At 35.4% G+C, this 22,025-nt stretch carries 18 protein-coding genes and 2 tRNA genes; 2 read left to right on the plus strand and 18 right to left on the minus strand.

Going from position 1 to position 22,025, the window contains the following annotated elements; genetic code table 11:
• Nucleotides 1-162: 162 nt before the first annotated feature.
• The 16 genes from PW52_RS17785 to PW52_RS07950 form a co-directional block, all read right to left on the minus strand.
• A complete protein-coding gene (locus PW52_RS17785; RefSeq protein ID WP_316930138.1) occupies nucleotides 163-315 on the minus strand; it encodes a tyrosine-type recombinase/integrase in 153 nt (50 codons plus the stop codon).
• Between the two features lie 155 nt (nucleotides 316-470).
• Entirely contained in the window at nucleotides 471-740 is a 270-nt protein-coding gene (locus PW52_RS17790) for a hypothetical protein (RefSeq protein WP_316930133.1), read from the minus strand.
• Nucleotides 741-747: 7 nt separating this feature from the next.
• Nucleotides 748-1,290 (minus strand): phage integrase SAM-like domain and Arm DNA-binding domain-containing protein, encoded by a 543-nt coding sequence (locus PW52_RS17795; RefSeq protein ID WP_316930134.1) that lies wholly within the window; start codon nucleotides 1,288-1,290, stop codon nucleotides 748-750.
• 473 nt (nucleotides 1,291-1,763) lie between these two features.
• Nucleotides 1,764-2,888: a signal peptidase I gene (gene lepB / locus PW52_RS07895; RefSeq protein ID WP_044632394.1), complete on the minus strand. Its 1,125-nt coding sequence runs from the start codon at nucleotides 2,886-2,888 to the stop codon at nucleotides 1,764-1,766.
• 72 nt (nucleotides 2,889-2,960) lie between these two features.
• Complete coding sequence (locus PW52_RS07900) at nucleotides 2,961-4,949, minus strand: transglutaminase-like domain-containing protein (protein ID WP_044632395.1); 1,989 nt, start codon at nucleotides 4,947-4,949, stop codon at nucleotides 2,961-2,963.
• Nucleotides 4,950-4,970: 21 nt separating this feature from the next.
• Entirely contained in the window at nucleotides 4,971-7,253 is a 2,283-nt protein-coding gene (locus PW52_RS07905) for a hypothetical protein (protein WP_044632396.1), read from the minus strand.
• 6 nt (nucleotides 7,254-7,259) lie between these two features.
• Nucleotides 7,260-9,521, minus strand: a complete 2,262-nt coding sequence (locus tag PW52_RS07910) for a hypothetical protein (RefSeq protein WP_131453989.1) — start codon at nucleotides 9,519-9,521, stop codon at nucleotides 7,260-7,262.
• A 24-nt stretch (nucleotides 9,522-9,545) separates the two neighbouring features.
• The gene (locus PW52_RS07915) at nucleotides 9,546-10,001 is read right to left on the minus strand and encodes a hypothetical protein (RefSeq protein WP_044632398.1); all 456 of its coding nucleotides are present in this window, start codon (nucleotides 9,999-10,001) and stop codon (nucleotides 9,546-9,548) included.
• A gap of 12 nt (nucleotides 10,002-10,013) precedes the next feature.
• Entirely contained in the window at nucleotides 10,014-11,195 is a 1,182-nt protein-coding gene (locus PW52_RS07920) for a DUF4221 family protein (protein ID WP_082050870.1), read from the minus strand.
• Between the two features lie 81 nt (nucleotides 11,196-11,276).
• Entirely contained in the window at nucleotides 11,277-11,567 is a 291-nt protein-coding gene (locus tag PW52_RS07925; RefSeq protein WP_044632400.1) for a hypothetical protein, read from the minus strand.
• 187 nt (nucleotides 11,568-11,754) lie between these two features.
• Nucleotides 11,755-13,680, minus strand: a complete 1,926-nt coding sequence (locus PW52_RS07930) for an O-antigen ligase family protein (RefSeq protein ID WP_044632401.1) — start codon at nucleotides 13,678-13,680, stop codon at nucleotides 11,755-11,757.
• 1,263 nt (nucleotides 13,681-14,943) lie between these two features.
• Nucleotides 14,944-15,351 (minus strand): site-specific integrase, encoded by a 408-nt coding sequence (locus PW52_RS17835; RefSeq protein WP_205618131.1) that lies wholly within the window; start codon nucleotides 15,349-15,351, stop codon nucleotides 14,944-14,946.
• A gap of 206 nt (nucleotides 15,352-15,557) precedes the next feature.
• A complete protein-coding gene (locus tag PW52_RS17635; protein ID WP_205618128.1) occupies nucleotides 15,558-16,178 on the minus strand; it encodes a phage integrase SAM-like domain and Arm DNA-binding domain-containing protein in 621 nt (206 codons plus the stop codon).
• A 205-nt stretch (nucleotides 16,179-16,383) separates the two neighbouring features.
• Nucleotides 16,384-16,458, minus strand: a tRNA-Pro gene (locus tag PW52_RS07940).
• 20 nt (nucleotides 16,459-16,478) lie between these two features.
• Nucleotides 16,479-16,562: transfer RNA gene (locus tag PW52_RS07945), tRNA-Ser, on the minus strand.
• A 93-nt stretch (nucleotides 16,563-16,655) separates the two neighbouring features.
• Nucleotides 16,656-18,707, minus strand: coding sequence for an HD family phosphohydrolase (locus tag PW52_RS07950; RefSeq protein ID WP_044632402.1), 2,052 nt, complete (start codon nucleotides 18,705-18,707; stop codon nucleotides 16,656-16,658).
• A gap of 127 nt (nucleotides 18,708-18,834) precedes the next feature.
• On the opposite strand from PW52_RS07950, the gene PW52_RS07955 reads away from it, so the two are divergent.
• Both PW52_RS07955 and PW52_RS07960 read left to right on the plus strand, forming a co-directional pair.
• A complete protein-coding gene (locus PW52_RS07955) occupies nucleotides 18,835-20,013 on the plus strand; it encodes an acetyl-CoA C-acyltransferase (RefSeq protein ID WP_044632403.1) in 1,179 nt (392 codons plus the stop codon).
• A gap of 5 nt (nucleotides 20,014-20,018) precedes the next feature.
• Nucleotides 20,019-20,768, plus strand: a complete 750-nt coding sequence (locus tag PW52_RS07960) for a C40 family peptidase (protein WP_044632404.1) — start codon at nucleotides 20,019-20,021, stop codon at nucleotides 20,766-20,768.
• Nucleotides 20,769-20,770: 2 nt separating this feature from the next.
• On the opposite strand, the gene PW52_RS07965 is transcribed toward PW52_RS07960, so the two are convergent.
• Nucleotides 20,771-21,268 (minus strand): hypothetical protein, encoded by a 498-nt coding sequence (locus tag PW52_RS07965; protein ID WP_044632405.1) that lies wholly within the window; start codon nucleotides 21,266-21,268, stop codon nucleotides 20,771-20,773.
• A gap of 63 nt (nucleotides 21,269-21,331) precedes the next feature.
• Nucleotides 21,332-22,015 (minus strand): hypothetical protein, encoded by a 684-nt coding sequence (locus PW52_RS07970; protein ID WP_044632406.1) that lies wholly within the window; start codon nucleotides 22,013-22,015, stop codon nucleotides 21,332-21,334.
• Nucleotides 22,016-22,025: the final 10 nt, after the last annotated feature.

Raw genomic sequence — 22,025 nt, forward strand, 5'->3', positions numbered from 1 at the left:
TTAAACTATTTCAATTAGCACTAATTTTTATTAATAAGGCTACACATCATATAATATCTGATTTGAATTGTTTCCTATTTTTATTGAGTAGCTTCTCTTTAAGTGTATTGAAGTCCTCACTTACTTTACGTTCAATTACCCTAGCATAAATTTGAGTCGTAGCTATTTGGTATGCCCTAATAATTTTGAAACTGTTTCTATAGGCATTCCATTACTTAAAGTTACAGTTGTGGCAAATGTATGTCTGGCAATATGAAAAGTTAGATTCTTTTTAATACCACATAAATCGGCAATTTCTTTGAGGTACGAGTTCAGCTTTTAATTTGAAATATTAGGGAATAAGGTTTTTGTCTTTTTAGTTTTGAAACGACCCTCATATTTCTGAATTAATTCTTCGGCAATTGGCAGTAATGGAATTTTTACTTTGTTATGCGTTTTTTGTCTATTAGTGATTATCCATTTACCACCATCTATACCGAACGTAATATTATCTTCGTTGAGGTTATTACATCAATATACAATAAGCCAATATAGCAACTAAAAACGAATAAATCTTTAACGAGCTCCAGTCTTTCAATTTCAAATTCTTTTTCAATAATAGTTTGTAGTTCATTTTCACTTAAAAACTCGCACTCATTTTTAATGTATGTTGGTTTGAATTTTATAAACGGGTCTTTATCTATCCATTCCATTTTATAGGCTAATGTGACCATTTTACGAAGTCTTTGGATATGCTTCATAACTGTGTTATTTTCCATTTGTTTTTGATGGTCCACCGGAACGTAAAAACTTTTCAAAATCAACTAGAAAACGAAATGTTAATTGAGACAAGTAGATGTCTTGTATTTTCTTTTTGTTTAGGAATAGCTTAATATACTTTTGAGTTGTGAAGTAATTCTTTAAAGTACCATAACTTAAAGATTTACTCATTTGGGTATTGTGATAATCTGCCAATGTGAGTAAAGAATATTCTTCGTTATCTTCTCCCAGAAACCTTGCTTTAATAGATTGAGCACAGATAAAAGCTTTGTCTTTTACAAGCTCATCGTGAGCCTCGTAGACTCTATTTTTAACCTGGTCTAAATACCTATTGAGTAATCGAGATTCATGTTTGTTCCCTCTTACTCTTCCTTTGTTAGAATCCCATTCGGAAAGTATTACTTTTCGTTGCAGACTAATATTTGCTCGTTTACCATTTACAGTAACTCTTGCAAAAACTGAAACTTGATTGTTTTTAATATGTGTGGCATTAACCCAAAATGACAGGGTAAAGGTGGTTTGTAATTGCATAGTTGTCGTCTTTTTGTTAAACATTTTTCAAGACGAAAGTCAAATCAACTATTTCAATTACAGTATTTTAAGCATCTATTCGGTTCACATTTTTTGTGTTTTGAAACTGTGAACCGAATTGTGAACCGAATTAAGTCATATTAATTCAATTCTTATGATAGCCCAAAAACCACAAAACCTTGTAAATCATACGATTTACAAGGTTTTAGCTTTCTTTTGTATTCATTTTAGTCGGGGTGGCAGGATGTCACTTTACCCCAGCTTATATTAGTAAAATCAATAAGCTTCTAACTCTGGTTTACTCATGGTAACCGAATAGGTAACTTATTATTTTTGGACTTTTGTTGTTATTTGATTCAAAGATAAAAGATAGATTAATTAACAACAACTTAAATAACAATAGAAATTTCAATTTATCCATTTTGGACATAAGCTTACCCCCATATCAAACCGTAGCCTTCCCATTCAAACTGCTATTCCCTCTTGGAAAACAACACACATTGAACTTTTCCCACAATATTGGATTCGGGAACAAATCCAAACTTACGTGAATCTAAAGTCTCTTTTCTGTTATCTCCCATCATGAAAAAATAATCTTGCTTGAAGGTGTAGGTAGACATAGGGCTATTATCAATAAAATAAATGCCATTTTTTTCTGTGACTTCATGGTCCTCAAATTTATTAATGGACTTGCCGTACATTGAAAAGGTAAGTGGGTTTAAATCTATTTGCATTCCTTCTTTAGGTATAACTATTGGTCCCATATTGTCCACCGTCCATTTGACTGAGCCTGTTTCCTTCAAAAATATTTCATGGGATGCAAAAGAGTCAATACGCTTACTTACTGAATCAATATAATTTTGCTTTTTAAGGTGTTCCAACTGAAACCTCGTTAAGTTTGCTTCAGAAAGTTTACTTCTATTTTTCAAAAATATATTACTAGAAAAAGAATCTAATGCTATATATAAATCCATTTTATTTTTTACTTTAAAACTATAACTGTTTTTTACTGAATTAGGTTCTTCAAAAACTTTACGGTTAATGTAAATTTCTGCATCATTTATACTAAGCGTATCCCCCGGCAATGCTATACATCGCTTAACCATTATAAATTCCTTGTCCCATGTAGAATTAAATACAAAAACGTCTCCTTTTTTAATCGTTGTAAGCCCTGGAAGCCGATTATATTCCCACCAGTCCTCCTTAATTCGTTTTCTGGCATCATCATTAAAATAAAACGCGATATTTAACCATGGCACATCAAATGGAGACTGAGGTAATCTTGGCCCATATTGTAATTTACTCACCAAAATCACGTCTTCTTTAAAAAGTGTATTTTCCATAGAAGAACTTGGTATTTTAAAAATATCAAACATGAAAATTTTTAAACCTATGCCCGCTAAAAAAATGAACAACAAACAATAAGCAGCCGTAAATATTTTTTTTAAAAGAGTATTTCTACTCTTGATTAATAATTTAAAAATGAGGATTGATAATAAAGTAATAATGCAAATGCCAATACTTAACCAAACCAAACCAAGTATTGAAATACAGACGACTAACAAAGTAAATAAAAATACCTGAAGTTTTTTTTTCAATGTATAAAAGTTTCTTATATCAATCAAAGGAATAACGTTAAAGAAATATACCCAATATAGTTTGGCATAACACTACCCCCATATTTGTTTTCCGTCTTTCATAAAAAACACCATCTCTTCTTTACCTTTGGTATGGTTTCTTAACCACAAAAGCGTGTTTTTAGGTGCTTTATATTCAACGTAATTACTGGTAGCTGATTGCTTTCCTAATGACTTCCATCCTTTGTCCCAATAAAGCAGTTCATATTCATCTCCTGGTTCAATGGTATTAAAAGAGTTTTGAAATAAGTGTTTTACTTTAGATATCCTTTTAGGTTTTCCTAAATCCAAACCAACCCAACATAACTTATTACTGGCAAAATTAGTTCGGATATCATTGTCAAAGGCGTTCTTTGCACAGTCTAAAAGTTCTTTTGATAAAGTCATTATTTCTCCTTTTAATTTTCGCCCATTATCGTCTAAAAATTCTAATTCAGCAATTTTTAAAACATCAGATACTTCTTTAGGGTTGCCAACCTCTGATGAAACGCTACGGTATCTAACAAAACGAAATTTTTTATTGGTAAAGACAGTATCTTCTTCTAATTTAGCAGGCTTATAATTTACAACAAATAGAGTTTCAGCGTTTTCAAAATTTTTATTATTCGAACCTTCAAAAACGTCATTGATCATCAGTTCCGCATGATGATGCTCTGCAGGGTTTAGAGCTATTTTACTATAAATTTTAACTTTTTCAATATTTCCTGTATGATTTTGTATAATATCAATGCCCCCCTTTTTGTTTAAATATATTGGGGGACCAGCTGGAAAATATTTCCCATCCAAATAATACATCGGCAAATAGACATGACCTAACCCTATTGGGTTAAAAGTCCCTCTATTATTATTAATTTTACTCCAATCAATTGCCCTCCAAGTTCTACTTTTTTTACTGAAGGCACATAAAAAAACATAATCTGTATTTTTTGGAGCAGCAATATTGAGTTCTAAAGATATACTTATGGCATTACTTTGTTCTTTCGTAAAATCTTTTCTTGTAAAATTCACTAAAGACACAGGAACATTTGTTGGATTACTATCTACAAACAGAAAAGGTTGTATTTCATAAGTTGTTCGATATATTTTTGTATAGCTTTCGTAACGTCGGTCTTCTATATAACGTAGATTTTTTCCCGGTTCGATAAAATGTTGCCAAGGCCAACAAACATTATTAGAGTCTGGCACCGTAGCCCAAGATGTTCCCTCTAAACCATAGGTGTCCGCTACAGGAATCCCTATAGATCTTAAGGCTGCTATTTTCCAACTCGTATGATGCCTACAAACGCCTTTAAGTGTTCTGTCTATATCTAAAACGGATGTGTGTTTAAACATCTCAAAGTTTTCATCATACTCAAACTGAAATTGAGCTTTATCGTTAATGAGTTTAGCTGCATGTAAAAAATCTGAACCGTTTATGGAATCTAAAACCCAGCTAAATTTTTCATTGAACTTCTTTCTCCAAAACCCAGGTATGTCATGTGCCGTACGATAGGGAAGCACGTAATTACAAAAGTAATTAAAATCATAGTTTTTTGACCATGGAGCCCTGTCCCAAACCTTAAAAGCATAATCAATATTTTCTATCAACATTTTTGAGGACACCACATGCACATCCTTTACCCTAGATGTTTTATATATCCCATACTTACTCTTTATGCTTTCCCATTTAGAACTAAGAAGACTGTCATAAAATACTTTACGGTGTTTTTGTTGTTCAACTTCATCCTTTATTGTAAACTCCATTTGCCTTAAAGCCCGTTCTAAAGAATCTAAGAAAATGAGATACTCCTCTTGTGAATTATTATATGGGTAAAAGGACTTATTTCTCATATTACCTATTAAAAAATAGGCTGCTTTAAGTTTTAGAGAGTCCTGAGGTGATTGATAATGATTCAATACTGCTTCCAGCTCTGTCCTATTCTTCCCTGCCAATTCCAAAGTTCTTTGTACATTTTTAGGAATCTTTTTACAAGAATACACACCTAATAATAAAGTAAGAATAATTAATTTTGTAGAGTTCATCTTATTTTAATTTATATCCCCTTAGTCCTCTCTTTTGGTAACCGTAAACTCAAAGCCTGTAAGCCCCAACTGCCCCGAACCGCTAACGCCTTCTATTTCCCCAAGGTACAGGCTGTTAATGTCTGAACAATAAAATTCTATAATGGCCTCGCCCTGCGCGTCGGTTATAATGTCGGGCTTCCAAAATAAAGTGTTACGTCTGTCTGGAAAACCGTCGTCTATATAATCTTTATCATAAACAGGCTGGTAAAATTCTTTTTTTTCGTAAAAGCCTTTTATTCTTTTAGTGTTCATTCGTTGCATTAATTCATCTAAATTATCCATTCGAATATAAACGTCAAGAATATCTGGATACCTAATAAGCTTTCCTGTCTGTTCTTCATTATAGAACTCGCCTTCAACTGGTCTTCTTGAATTTGATTGAATACCATGCATTCTGCAATTAAAAACATTCATATGGCATACATAATCATAAGATAATAATGTCTTTAGTTTTTGGGACTGTTTATTGCCAAATCTATTTTTTTTTGTTTTTACTGTAACTTTGTCTAATTCATTGTGTTTTGAGGTTAGTATAAATGATTCGGGTCGTTTCATTATTGTTTTTGATAAACATACGGGGTGTTTAAGAACATTTGTATTTCGACTGTTATTAATGGCGTCGAAATAATTATCATCCAATTGTAATGGATATGTTATCTTTCCTGAGTAAGGAGCCTGAAGATACAAATAATCATGTTCTACGTATTTAAAATATGAGGAGTCAACAGTAAATCTGCCCAAGGAATCCGTCATCAACGGCTTGAACTGTTTTAAACTATCGCCCGTAAACGTACATGCTTTTATCATTTGGTACATATCCCCCGTAGAATTTAATAGCCTTCCCTTATAGTAATCAAAAACCAAGGGTTCGTTATCGCCCTTTTCCTTTAAATTGGTTTCGCTCCATTGGTAGGCCCGCCAGCCCTGTGTCTGTAGCAACAAATCGAGAGCCGCATTCCTGTTCGTGTTTTTGGCTGCAAAATAGTAGGACGGGGCGTAAAGCCTGCCCTTTAGCTGGCTGCTCAGGTGGTAATGTGTCTCTATGGTTTTGGTGTCCGATGTGTTTTTGTATAGGTGGCCGAATACCCGCAGGCCCAAGTGGGCTATGGCAGGGGTTCTGGCCTGGTCGGTAACCGATAGCTTTAGGCGTACTTTGCCCTTGGTCTGGTATTCGCTTTTGTCCAATTGGGCGTTGATGTATAATTTTTTGTGGGCATTGGCATAGATTAAACGCTCGGCCACGGGAGCCAGGTCCTTACCGAACAGCGTGACCTCTGCGATGCCCTGTGGCAAATCCTCTATGGGGATTCTTAATTTCAGTTCATCTTTTATGTATCCAACCACCACTTGCGAGGGCACGCCCTTGGCCTGTAGCCTCACATATATTTTTTCCTCAGCCTGCCCGGGGCTTTGTGTTATCTTAAAATAAGCATCTTTCTGGTTTGCCCCTAGATAGTGCAGCACTTTGCCCTGGGCACGTACTTTGGGGAAGGCTTCAATTTTGGCGTCCTTTTGGCTGTTTATTTGTATCCGGTAGGTTTTATTGGCATCGGGCGTAAAGATAAAACTGCCCATGCCGGCGTGGGCGCTCTCGAAATCCAGCAGGGCTTGGCCGTTTTCAAATAAAGTCCCTGAAACCTCCACGGGGTAGCCTTTGGGGTTAACCGCCTTAAAGGCCAGACGGCTCTCCAGTCCCGATACCAAGTGGCCGCCTTCGGGAAAGGTGGTAAAATGGACTGGTGCGTCTTGGGGTTCTTCTTTTTTCGTTTCGCCCTCGCCTTCAAGGATACTAATCTTTTTAAGGGCGTAAAAGTCGTTTTGGTTCTTAAAAAAGGAGTGCGAGCTGTAGCCAGCCAACCTATACGAACCAGAAGCTAAACTGTCGGCCAAAAACAGGTGCCCGTCAACAAAGCCGTTTTCTATCTCGTATTTTTCTTCCCAAACGGGTTTATCCGTTTTTTCTTCAATGAGCTGTACGAACAGTATATGGCTCTTGTTGGAGGGTGTATTTGTTCTGGAGTCCAGAACCGTGCCCTTGAACCACACCTGTTCCTCCGTAAAGTATTTATCCTTGTCGGTCTGTAGGTACACCACATCGGAGTCTTGCTTGTTTGATAGTTCCCGAAGGTTTTTTGTCAGAAACTGGGGGATCTTCTCTTCGGCCTGGGAAAACGCAATATGGCTGAACAATAAACATAACAGAGCAAGTAACTTTATTGTCCGATGGTTGTTAATATATTGTATTGCTTTTTTAGAAGTCATCCCGCCTTAGTTCTTCTGTTTGGTAACCGTAAACTCAAAATCTGTACGCCCCAACTGCCCCGAACCGCTGACACCTTCAATTTCCCCAAGGTACAGACTATTGATGTCTGAGCAATAAAATTCTACAGTAGCTTCTCCTTGTTCGTTGGTTATGATATCGGGCTTCCAAAACAGCGTGCTACGCTTGTCAGGGAAACCATCGTCTATATAATCTTTATCATAAACTGGCTGGTAAAATTCTTTTTTTTCGTAAAAGCCTTTTATTCTTTTGATGTTTGATTGTGCCATAATCTCTTTTAGGTTAACCTCAAAATCTAGTCCATCCTTGTTGTAGCCAACTGGCAAATAAGGATATACAAATGGAGTTCCAGATTGCAAACGATAAGTTCTCCCTTTAACTGGTCTTGTTGAATTCGGTAAAAAAACATGATTTTCACAATTAAAAATATTCAAATGGCATACATAATCAAAAGACAATAGTGCCTTTAATTTTTGTGATTGTTTATTGCCATATCTGTTTTTTTTGACTTTTACAGTAACTTGACTTAATCTTGTATGTGCTGAGGAAAGTACAAACGGTTTTGGCTCATGTATTTCTTTTTCAAAAGTAGTGAAGGGATAATGGTTGTTTTTTTTAATTCGATGATTATTAATATCATTATAATAATTAGTGTTTAACTGAAAGGGAAATATTTTCTCATTAATAAAAGGCCCTTGAAGGTACAGAAAATCATGCTCTACCCATTTAAAATAAGAAGATGTAACTACAAATCTACCCAAAGAATTCGTCATCAACGGCTTGAACTGTTTTAAACTGTCGCCCGTAAATGAAAATGCTTTCACAATATGGTGCATATTAGGTATGGAATTCAACATCTTTCCTTTATAGTAATCAAAAACCAAAGGCTCGTTATCCCCCTTTTCCTTTAAATTGGCCTCGTTCCATTTGTAGGCTCTCCAGCCCTGTGTCTGTAGCAACAAATCGAGAGCCGCATTCCTGTTCTTGTTTTTGGCTTCAAAATAGTAGGATGGGTCGTATAGTCTGCCCTTTAACTGGCTGCTCAGAAGGTAATGTGTCTCTATGGTTTTGGTGTCCGATGTGTTTTTGTATAGGTGGCCAAATATCCGCAGGCCCAAGTGGGCTATGGTGGGTGTTTTAGTTTCATCGGTAACCGATAGCTTTAGGCGTACTTTGCCCCTGGTTTGGTATTCGCTTTTGTCCAATTGGGCGTTGATATATAATTTTTTATGGGCATTTGCATAGATTAAACGTTCGGCAATGGGCTTTAAATCTTTATCGAACAAGGTTACCTCTGTGATGCCCTGTGGCAAATTCTCTATGGGGATTCTTAATTTCAGTTCATCTTTTATGTATCCAACCACCACTTGCGATGACACGCCCTTGGCCTGTAGCCTCACATATATTTTTTCTTCTGCCTGCCCAGGGCTTTGTGTTATCTTAAAATAACCATCTTTATGGTTTGCTCCTAGATAGTTCAGCACTTTCCCTTGGGGTTGTATTTTAGGGAAGGCTTCTATTTTAGCTTCTTTTTGGTTGTTTAATTGTATGCGGTAAGTTTTATTGGCATCGGGCGCAAACATAAAGCTGCCCATACCGGCGTGCCTTGTTTCAAATTCCAGTAATGCTTGGTCGTTTTCATATAAAGTCCCTGAAACCTCTACGGAGTAGCCTTTGGTGTTTACGGCCTTAAAGGCCAGACGGCTTTCCAGCCCCGATACTAAATGCCCGCCTTCTGGAAAAACAGCGAAATGGATTGAACCATCTGTTTGGTTGTCTTCTTCGGCTTGTGGTTCACCTTTTAGTATTTTTATCTTTTTAAAGGCGTAGAATTCTTTTTGGCCCTTAAAATAGGAATGCGAGCTATAGCCTGCCAATCTATAAGTGCCAGACGCTAAAGAGTCACTTAAAAACAGATGGCCATCTACAAAGCCGTTTTCTATTTCATATTTTTCTTCCCAAACGGGTGTATCTGTTTTTTCCTCAATGAGCTGTACAAAAAGTATATGGCTTCTGTTGGACGGGGCATTGGTTTTGGAGTCCAGCACCGTGCTCTTGAACCAAAGGTTTTCTTGTGTAAAATAAAGGTCTTTATCCGTCTGCAAGTAAACTACATCGGAGATTTGGCTACCTGCCAGTTCCTGTAGGTTTTTTGATAAAAACTGGGGGATATTCTCTTCAGCCTGGGAAAACATAATGTAGCTGACCAATAAAAATATAAATGAAAATATTTTGTTTATGCAAAACATAATAAGCTGTTTTTTTTAATGTTTTTATAGTCGCCCTTCTAGCCTCTGAAAGGCTTCCAAATTTTTTGGTGATTGAAATTCATGTTTTTTTAACTGTCCTTTTTCTAAGTATATAATGCAAGGGTAATAACGGTTATTGGTCATTATACTTAACGTATGGTCTCTATCTATATAAACATTCTGGTGATTTTTTAATGTTATGCCTAGCCTGTTCTGCAACATTTTTAAAGATTCTATCTGGGTTAATACAAATAAAATATCGCTTTGACCAATATGGTTTTGCATAAACTCCTCTCCTGTTTTAACGCAGTCCCCACACCCCGTTCCAGGAAGAATAATGAGGTATTTATATGAAGGAGATACATTTAGCGTATTAATTATTTTTAAAATACCTTGGGTTCCAGGTTCTTTTATAGTTTGTTTACATGCCAAAACACATAACCCCAATATAATAAGTATTATTTGTAACTCTTTCTTCATAAGCTCGAATGCTTAAAGTGGCTTAATGGCGAAAACTTTAATAGTTAAATTGCCTTCATCATGATTATCGTCCAAATATTCAATGTTCAACCCTTCTTCAGTAACAAAAACATTATTGTAATTCCAATTTTTCCAATTCCCAAAAACGGTTTCTCCTAAATACTTAAACTCTTTGTCCATTATAATTACCCCAATGTTTTTCTTATCTAACGTTTTGGCATTTGCACCTAGGGCAAAAAAGCGATAATATACTTTTCTGTATTTATCATAACGAATGCCTAAATATTGGTCTTCTTCAATAATATGTGTTAAAAATTGTTGGGGTGATGTTTTTTTGGGTGTTTCATCAATTGATGCAATATCATATATAACATTACTCCCCCCATAAACGGTAGTATAGTTTTCAGATTTTAAATCGGCTATATATAAATTATGTGAAACGGGAAAGCTATAAATTAGTTTATCGCCATCGGGATGCAACTCTGGAAACACCTGAGTATACATACCTCCTTTCCAATTAAAACCACTTCCATACAATTCCTTAGGGTAACCGTGTGTAAAGTTTACTTGTTTTGTTTTTAAATTTAAATGGGCTGTAAATTTAAAATGAGGAACAATCTCTTCTGGCACAGATCCTATAAATTGTCCTGTAAACAAGAGTTCTTTAGGAGTAAGCATTATAGGCATAGCGGTATGTGATCGGTATTGCGGAAACTTAAGCGTCCAATCTGTATCCCTTATATCTAAATTGGTCTTTAATGACATTCTTTCTAAAATATGTCCCTGACTATTGGCAAGTATTAAACTTGTGGTTGGTTTATCGTAAACATAGATAGAATCTAATGTTTTTATATAGTAGCCTAATGGTTCTAATATACCATCTCCCCCCTTTCTTTCATAAATTATTTTTTTCACAAAGGTTAACGAAGTATAATCATAAAGATAAATAGCATTGTTATAGGTGTTTAAAAAACTTAAATATTTTACCTCGGCTGTATCTTGAACGATTTGGATGTATTGGGGATTAGGAGCACTATAGCTATCCAAAATAAACTGTTTAGTCTTAATGGCTTTTAATGTTGAGCTAGCTTTTAAGATACCTTGTTTAGGGTTTATATTGTTTAATACATCTGAATTGTTGCAATTAAAAACCAATAGACAAGCTAACAACATTAATACTAGTTTCAATTTCATATATACGGATTTAATATTAGAACGATGATGAACTGAACATTACACCCAGTTCATCATTGAAAAAATTAAAATAACTGGTTATTAATAAACACAATCCGGTGAAGCACCTCCATACCAACAGGTGCCAGAATAATCTAACTCACCATTATACGTTTGGCCATCCTCATTAGTGTCAGGGTTTGGGTCATTGGAGTAACAAGGAGCCGATGTATAACATGGGTCACCTATCAAAATATAACATTGTGCTGCTGCACACCAATATGTATCAGCCGGATCAACCTCTCCATTTACTGCATGCGCCTCTGCAATGGTAGCTAGTGTTAAATTGCCATTGGCACTATTGGATACATTAGTTTTAAAAAACAGTGCCATTGCAAAAACGGCAATTGCTAAAATTCTCCTATTTTATTACATTTGCAAGTCTTTTGGAGTGCTACCTGCCAAACACTAAATTAGGTAATAGCATTACCTAGTTTCTATCTTAAAAATGTTAAGATGTCCTCTGGGTGATTGTGGTCTATGTCATAGGCTTAAATTTTAAATTATTGAATGTGAATCTTTATATTTTTAAACCCAGGGGGCTCTTTTTGGTATTTTCATTTAACTGTATTTTATCTATGATAGTTTTTGTATTCAGCCTTATTTGATTAACAGCAGTTGAGGGGATTTTTATGTCTTTATTCAATATAGCTTTTGCAGTTGCCAAGGCTTTTTTGTTCTGTCCGCTTTCTTCATATAGTTTTATCAACAAATACAAAGGATAAAACCGAGCTGGTATCATATTAGCCGCATGCCTATAAGCTTGCTCCGCTTTCTTATATTGTTTAAGGTTTTTATAGGAGTCGCCCAAAGTAATTTCAAGGCCGTTAATATTTATATGTGTTTTGGCTCTTTGAACTATACTTACTGCTTCTAAATCTTGACCATAATAAGACAATGCCTTTCCATAGTCCATTAAAAAATCACCATCGTTTTTAAATAATGGGTACACTTCTTTAAAGCCATTTATAGCACTTTCATAATCTCGGTAATCATAACTCCTAATTGCATAGTCCCAAACTTTAAACCCAGCATGTAACTTAATCACTAAATCAGTGGCTTTTACAATAGATAAACCGATAATAATTATCACTAAATACTTAATGGGTGAAAGTTCAAAATTTGTTTTAGTTTGTTTTAATAATGTAATTTTTTTACTGTCGAGATTAGCAGCCATAGCCACAAGACAAACCAATATAATTTTAATGGGGAGTATAGTCATAGGATAAGAAAACAAACCAAAAACACTTACAGTTAATAAACTTGTTTTAACTACAATAAGGAGGTTTTTATTTTTTTTAGTTGTTACTGTCCTATACAGGCTATATAAAACAATAACAAGCAACCCCAGACCTATTAAACCATTTTCAGACACAAATTGAATAAAGGCATTAAAGGCATAATAGACACCATCAGCGACCAGTACCTCTGGAGTGTCTCCGTTTTCAGCAAAATAGTGCGCTTGATAATTCATATAATGCGCTTTAAACCTATCGAACCCCACGCCAAAAAAAGGATGGTCTTTTATCATTTTTGTGGTGATTTTCCAAATAAACAAGCGTCCATCTGACGACCCTTTTTTTATGTGATAAATCCCAAATAAACCTAAACCTAGAATTATAAAGAGGATTGCTATAAGAAGTCTTTTTTTGAGTACCGTAGTTTTATTTAGTATATTTTTTAAAACACGATATCTAAACTCTAATAAAATGGCACTACTGATTAAAACCGCCAGCCATGATGCTCTCGATTGGGTTGCTGGGAGGACGAGCGCTATGGAAACAATCCCAATAAGAGGGACGTATTCTAAAACATAACGAATACCAGTTTTACCAAATGGGGAGGATTTATTTTCTAATAGCAAAGTTTGTTTAAGAATAAATTCCTTAAATAGATACGTGCCTAAAGCTATAGACCAAACTGCTGCTAAAAACCCAGCATATGGCCCTGGGTTAAAAAAGCTACCTGTTATTTTAAATCCATTATGATTAGACCTATAAAAGTCCAATAGCTGTAAACTGCCGTAACCAGCCTGAATTATTCCTGAAAGTGTTATTGCCAACAAAAGCCAAACAAAGCTGTTAAAATACAGCCGCCTTAGTATCACATATAAAACACTTAGTCCTAATAATTCTATATACCGAATAGAGAATCCATAATTAGGTTGAAAAAAATACCTATTGACACTGACGAATATTAATAGAAGAGTAAGAAGAACGTCTAACCTCGAAACCTTAAACACTAGTAACTTACTATTATCACTGATCATTTGAAGCATACAAAATCCAAGTGTAATGATGAGTGCATACAGAAAAAAGATGGTTTTTGAGGTTATAGTAGAATTATTATAATCAGCATAATCTACTGAAGGAATAAATAAAAACAATAGAAAAAGAGCGAATAACACCCCTTTATAAAACAAACTATAATTTTTAAACAAATCCATCAATACTATTTAAGATTATTATCGTGAATCATATAAAACTAACCCCGGATGGTTCAATTTTATAATCGAACCGGATTATTCGATTTACGACTATCATTAATTTCAGAACTTACTTCGACCAAAAATGGATAGAAGAACAGAATTATTAATTATTGAGAGACTTATAGCTTCAAATCTATAATATTAACATATTTTATGATGTAAAATACGATTCAAATCATATAAATTATCTCTCATTTATACATTAAAACCATGTAATATCCCACAACAAACAAACAGCTTCTTAAAATTTGGAATACACAATTAGGACCAGAGATATCTCGGAGATTCCACATCATTTCCTCTCTTATATTCAAACAGTCCCTTCTACTAGATAGTTTTACCAAACTATTGTCAAACTCATACCTTTCATACTAGGCGAATTTTGACATACAAACACCATACTTCAGGGCTGCCTTAACTCTCCCATTCTACAAAAAAACCTTATCACTTGATAACAAGACTTTTACTCTTATTTCAACCCTCTTTTTCTATGAATGTCCATTAAACAGACATCAAGCCTTACAAAGTTGTCTTTATAGGGCTTATTAAGTTAGTTTGGCCATAATTTAGGAGAGTTTTCCCCCGGTAGAAAGTTGCCAATTACAAGAGCTTACTACCATAAAAAACTTCTATATCAGCATGATTGTAAAACTAAGGGGGAAAAGCAAGAGGGTAGCGTGCTAGCGCAACGCTACGCTTTCATTTGCTCTGTTAGGCCTAGGTTTATAAGGGTATATGAACAAAGTATAATATCATCAAATCCCATTCTTTACGAAAAAAGCTCATCATCCCAATAAAACCGTTGATTTTTTAGTAAAAATCGGTCTATCAACAAAATTCCACCGAAAACACTACATAGTATTAGCTAGATAGATGATGCGCCAAGCCATTGAAAATGTCATTGACGACATCTATTACCTACGGTAATTTTACCCTACCTCTTTTGGCCGCGTATACCCTTTAATCAGACGATATAAGATTTCTCATTTGATCTAAGCAAATACCTTCTTCTAACAGTACCAAGTTTTCACGAACTCTAAAATCCTTTTGATATCGGACGCCTTTTAAAAGCCGAGCAGGAAAAAATAAAACACTTAAAAAAGCTTCTCGAAAAGTAGTTAAGATTTTTTTCAACATAAAATTCCCTTTCAGCACGCTCCCGTCTTTTGGTGAGGAGCGCACTGAAAGGGAATTCTTTTTCGGCCTAAAAAATAATTGGTTTTATTGGGTACGTTCTTGTGGAGCTCCTGACTCCATTTCCAGTTTCCGTTCCAATAGCCTCATATCCTCACCTGTCTTTCTCTCCAATACCCGCGCATAGATCTGCGTGGTGCTTATCTTTTTATGGCCCAGCAGCTTCGATACCGTTTCTATGGGCACGCCATTGCCCAAGGTCACGGTCGTTGCAAAGGTGTGCCTGGCAACGTGGAAGGTAAGGAGCTTTCTTATCCGGCATACATCGGCTATCTCCTTCAGGTACGAGTTGAGCTTTTGGTTCGATATGGTCGGGAACAGATTGTCACTTCCTGAATTGGATGGACGTTCCCTATATTTCCCGATGATGGCATGGGCTTTCGATAGTGGTGGCAGTCTTAACGCAACGCTAGTCTTTTCCCGTTTTAGGCACAGTCACTTTCCGCCATCAATACCCACGGTCAGGTTTTCCGTAGTCAGGTTCATCACATCTTTATACGACAGCCCCGTATAGCAGCTGAACACGAACAAATCCTTTATCAGTTGCAATCTGGTTATTTCAAAATTCTTGATTTCGATACTGGCCAACTCTTCCTTGCTAAGGAAGTCATGTTCCTTTTTTTCATACTTCTCTTCAAATTTCAAGAACGGTCCTTTTCAAGCCATTCCATTTTATAGGCCAAACTGACCATTTTGCGCAGCCGCTCGATGTTCTTCATAACCGTATTATTCCCCATCGATTTTTGTTCCTTCAGAAAACGTTCAAAATCGATGATGAATCTGTACCCCAGTTCGGACAAGAATATATCGGTCGTCCCGTGCTTTTGTTTCAAAAAGGCGAATATGTACTTGTGGGTGGTAAAATAGTTCTTTTGGGTGCCCCACCTTAAGGTTTCTTTCATGTGGGTATTGTGGTGCTCGAAAATATCGGAAAGGGAGTGACGGCTTTCGCCGTTTCCCATGAAGTGGGACTTAACGATACTGGCCGTGACCAGTCTGTTCTCGTTCTGGAGCTTTTGGTAGATCTCGAAAAGACGGGCATTGACCTGTTCAATGTAATTGTTCATGGCCTTGGCCCCGCTACCGAGGCCTTTGAGCCTGCTCCTTCCGGAATCCCAGTCCGAAATAGACACTTTCCGTTTTAGGGAGAGTTCGGCCCGTTTTCCGTTTACGGTGATCCGGGCATAAAGTGGTGCTTTTCCGTTTTTTGCACTGGCCTGTTTAAGCCAGTACAGTACGGCGAATGTGCTTTGGGTTTTCATACGCTTTTGTTTTTAAAGTTGGACATTGAAAACAAAAGTCAAATCAAATGGTTCGGTTACCTTTTTTATGCGTTTTTGAAAGCGGTAACCGAATAGGTCACTTTTTTAACCAAATCAATTCAAATTAAATGATAGGTCCAAAAACACAAAAACTTGATAATCATTCGATTACCAAGTTTTTGATGCTCATTGATTTGTTAAAAAGTCGGGGTGGCAGGATTCGAACCTGCGACCTCCGCGTCCCAAACGCGGCGCGATAACCGGGCTACGCTACACCCCGATTAATGGTTATCAATTTTGCGGAGAGACCGGGACTCGAACCCGGGCAACACTTACGCGTTGACAGATTAGCAATCTGCTCCATTACCACTCTGGCACCTCTCCTATTCTTTTTAAGAACTTCGCAATAAATTTGCGGTTGCAAATGTAACTTTTACTTAACAGTTGCGCAACTATTTTTATTTATTTTTTTAAAAATTATTCTGGATATTCAATTCTTAAATGGTAAATGTTTGCTAGCTTGTGTTTTAGTACTTTTTTAATTGATTGAATTTCTTTAAAAGTAATATTAGCATTTAAAAATTGTTCCGCTTCTATTTGTTTATTAATAATATTCTCAACAAAAGCTTCTATTTTTGTAGTTGTAGGTTCCTTTATACTTTTGGAGGCTGCCTCAACACTATCGCACATCATTAAAATAGCAGTTTCTTTAGTAAAGGGTTTTGGTCCTGGATAACTAAAATCTAATTTATTAGTATCTTCTGGTAAAGCCTTTTTTTCTTGAGCATAAAAATAATATACTAAGCTCGTACCATGATGGGTACGAATAAAATCTATGACACGATCTGGTAGATTGTATTTTCGAGCAATTTCAATGCCATTTATAACGTGATTTACTATTATCTCTGCGCTTTCTTTATTCGATAATTCTTGATGCGGATTGATTCCTGTAGATTGATTTTCGGTAAAATACGTCGGGTTTTTCATTTTACCTATGTCGTGATACAAGGCACCAACACGTGCCAACATCGCATTTGCTCCTATTTCGTTCGCACTGGCTTCAGCTAAATTAGCAACATTTAAAGAGTGATGAAATGTTCCTGGTGCTTTGTTCGATAGTTCTTTAAGTAACTTCGAATTTGTATCAGACAATTCTAACAAGGATACATCCGATACCAAACCAAACAATTTTTCGTAAGCATAAATTAAGGGCTGTACAAACAACGTTGCTAATCCGCATAAAATAAACCAAATAAAAGTTTCCCATTTTAACTCGGTAATACTGCCTTCATGAATTACAAAAAAAGCAAAATATGCAATAATGTAAATGAAGGTTATTTGCCCAACAGAAATAAATAAATTAGCTCGCTTATAAAGCTCGGAAACTGTTAATATGGTTACAATACCGGCTATAATTTGTAAAAACATGTACTCGTAGCTGTTTGGCACAATAAACCCAAGTAACAAAACGGTTAGTACATGCGCAAACAAACCTAAGCGTGCATCGAAAAAGGCTTTAAAAACCAAAGGTAAAACACAAATAGGAACAACATAAATGTATTTTGAATTGTAATTAACAACCATAGTCGATATTGAAATAATCAAAGCTATATTAAAAAATATAAAAGTCACTTTCGTGTTATCATCAAAAACAGCCATACGGTATTTTTGTAAAAAAAGCAGCAGCATTAATAGGGCCAACGCCACTAAAACAGTGTATGCAATTAAAACCCATATGTAATTAGATTTATTCCAAACCTGCGACTCGTACTCCTGCTGCAAGGATTTTAAGATTTGGTAGGTATCTTCATCAACAACTTCTCCTTTCGAAACGATAAGCGTTTCTTTGGCTATACTGCCACGCGTAAACGAAATTTTATTAAGCTCATCGGCCTTCACTTTATTTGTAAAAGAGCTATCGAAAACTAAATTAGGCTCAACTAAATCAAAAAATAAAGCTGTAAACTGGGTTTTATAATTTGATAAACTATAACCTTTTAAAATCTTATTAATAATGGTCGATACATCGTCTTGACGAATTAAATTGGGAATAAAACCATCCTTTACTTGCTCACGATTATTCAGTAAAACAATTTGCCTTTCGGCGGAAAAATCATGATTTCCCTTTAAAATACCGTAATCGTATAAATGATTAATTATTTCGTTCCCAACTTTTTTTAATTTCATTAAATCTGAAGCAGAAATCGAATCGCTAAAAACTTCCTTAAATTGTTTTTCAAAGGCGCTTTCAACTTTGATTTTAACGGTATAATCTACATCAACATACAACGGAATTTGAGCTTCAACCTGCTCCTTTTCTGCTACAATTTCTGCATCGGTTTTCTTTATTGCAAAATCAAATGGTGCTTGTAAGTTTTCAGATTGCCAAGGTTTTCCTTTCTCGAAATCGTATTTAAACTTTCCAGTCTTCGGAAATAAATAAACAATAAAAAATGTAGTTGCAACAAACAATAGCGCTTTATAAATTAAGGCATGGTTTCTGTAAAGTTTGTTTATAAAATCTTTCATTTAGTATTAAGTGTAAATCAAATGTAATAAAATTATAACCTTATACCGCGTTTTATATTCAACTTATAGCTTATTTATCTCTTAAAAAAACCTTATTTTCGCGAGTACTAAACTATACATTTAGCTCATGAATAACGAAGTCGTAATAGTATCTGCAGCAAGAACACCAATTGGTAGTTTTTTGGGAGCACTATCTACAATACCGGCGCCAAAATTAGGTGCCATTGCGATAAAAGGAGCGCTCGATAAAATTAATTTAAATCCCAATTTGGTAAACGAGGTTTTAATGGGACATGTGGTTCAAGCCGGATCAGGACAAGCGCCTGCTCGACAAGCCGCTATTTTTGCTGGAATACCAGATACCGTGCCTTGTACAACCCTAAACAAAGTTTGCGCTTCGGGAATGAAAGCGGTTATACAAGCGGCACAAAGTATTGCTTTAGGCGATGCCGAAATTATTGTAGCCGGCGGCATGGAGAACATGAGTTTAATACCGCATTATTTTAATGCGCGAACAGGAAAAAAGTTTGGCTCTGCAACCCTTGAAGATGGCATGCAAAAAGATGGTTTAGTTGATGTGTACAACCAAAATGCCATGGGTGTTTGTGCCGATGCTTGTGCCAAAGAATATAATTTTACTCGAGAAGATCAAGATGCTTACGCCATACAATCTTATAAACGTTCGGCCGAAGCTTGGGCTGATGGAAAATTTAACAACGAAGTTGTTCCTGTTGAAGTACCACAACGTCGAGGTGAACCTATTGTAGTAAGTCAAGACGAAGAATTTACCAACGTAAAACTCGATAAAATACCAACGTTACGTCCGGCATTTTCAAAAGACGGAACTGTAACGGCAGCAAACGCTTCAACCATAAACGACGGTGCTGGAGCTGTTGTGCTAATGAGTAAACAAAAAGCAAACGAATTAGGACTAAAACCTTTAGCCACCATAAAAAGTTATGCCGATGCAGCGCACGAACCTCAATGGTTTACTACAGCGCCCGCCAAAGCATTACCAAAGGCCTTAGAAAAAGCGAATTTAAATATTGAAGATGTTGATTACTTTGAATTTAACGAAGCATTTTCTGTAGTTGGTTTGGCTAATATGAAAATTTTAGAATTAGCTAATGCCAACGTAAACGTAAATGGTGGCGCAGTTTCACTTGGGCATCCATTAGGCTGTTCGGGTGTTAGAATTTTAATAACTTTACTTAACGTATTAAATCAAAATAATGCCAAAATTGGTGCCGCAGCTATTTGTAATGGTGGTGGTGGCGCTTCGGCAGTTATTATAGAACGAAATTAATTTAAATGCAGTACGGAATTTGTAATTTAAGCATTGTACCGCTTAGAAGCGAAGCTTCAGATAAAAGTGAACTTATCTCCCAAGTGTTGTACGGTGATATTTTTAAAATTATTGAACCTAGAAAAAAGTGGAGTAAAATCCGTTTAGCTTTCGATAAATATGAAGGTTGGATTGATAATAAACAATACTTCTTATTAAACGAAGACCAATATAAGTCAATTAAAACCGAAAATCCTATATTAACTTCAGACTTAGTTGAATTTATAGAAGACAAAAACAATCAACTACACCCAATTGTTATGGGATCTTCACTTAACGGACTTGCTATTTTAAACCATAGTTACGAAGGCAATAGCACCAACAAGAAATCACCTAAAGCAAACCTTTTAAATACAGCATTTTTATATTTAAATGCACCATATCTTTGGGGAGGAAAAACAACATTTGGCATTGATTGTTCTGGTTTTACCCAAATGGTTTATAAATTAAACGGTTACAAATTACTGCGCGACGCATCGCAACAAGCTACTCAAGGTGAAGCTTTAAGTTTTATTGAAGAAAGCGAACCTGGAGATTTAGCTTTTTTCGATAATGATGAAGGTATAATAACTCATGTTGGTATTATAATGCCTAATAATTACATTATTCATGCACATGGTAAAGTACGAATTGATAGAATTGACCATTCTGGAATATACAATGTGGATACTAAAACACATTCGCATAAATTGAGGGTTATTAAAAAAGTGATATAAATTTACATATCAATTTCTTCAGCCAGAATTTGAATACCATCAGCCATTCCGATTAAAGCTTTTACATTGTTCATACCATTTTTTAACTGGTCGTGTGCTAATAAAATACCCCAAATATTATATACATAACTATTAAAATCTTGTGGTGTGGCGTCGGGCAAAATACCTAAACTACTGGCTACATTTAATATCTGTTTAAGCAAACCTCTAGCCTGTTCAATTTTTTCTTCTAGTGGCAAAACAATCTGGGAAACCACTGCTTGAGCAGGATGTATAATCTCTAAAGCCTTGCTTATTTGTCTTTTTTTTCGTTCGTTTGGCTTACTATTTATTACAAATTTTTGCTGTGCCAATTGCGCTCGCAAACCAGAAACTTCAGCACATTGTGTATAATTTAAAGTTTTTAATGTTTCTTCAATTCTTTCAAGCCATTTAAACAACGTATCAACAGAGCTGAATTTTTTTTCCTGAATTGAGGATACCAACGAAGGAAGCTCCATTAACTTTGGTTTTAACTCATTGATAATATATAATGACGACTTTTTCACAATTTTAACTCGCTTCTATTCTGGCAATAATTTAGTTTCCACTTCTCCATTATCACGTTCTATTGTATGCCATTCCATACCTTCTTCAACTAATGTCATTTTAATACGTAAAATATTTTCTGGCGGAATTTCCTTTAACTGATGTGATTGCACTAAAACCTTAGTGTTATCCATGTCTATTGTTTTTTTAGGCTCTTGAATTTTAGAAATTAACGATTCTTGTAATTGAGTCGTTAACTTGCGTTGAATCTCTTTATCATCATTTTTAGTTGCCGTTATAAAAAACCGTGTGACACCAGTAGCAAACTTATTTAACGATTTTTGAATACCTTCTTTAGCTTTCAAGTCTTTTTCTAAAGTATCAGTATCGGCTGCTATTCGTTTACGAAGTAAATCCGACTGTTTTCTATCAAAACTATCAACCTTTAAAACATCTTTAAAAACATTGTACGCGTAAGAGTTAAAACTTTTATTATCAATAGGCTGATAATTTTTTTCTTCAACTTCATTCAATTCATCAATAGCAATAGGAATATCCAATTCTATATTAGAAGCCTTAAATCGAGGTACCGAAAAATTTTTCAATATAGAATTAGCAGCATAAGCCTCGGCTATTTTGGCCGATTCTATATCGGCCATAGCACGGGCTTGATTTACTCCAGACACTAAAGACCCTAAATAATCTTTTAATAGTGGCATAATTTATAGA

Source organism: Neotamlana sedimentorum (assembly GCF_000943565.1).
GTDB classification, from domain to species: Bacteria; Bacteroidota; Bacteroidia; order Flavobacteriales; family Flavobacteriaceae; genus Neotamlana; species Neotamlana sedimentorum.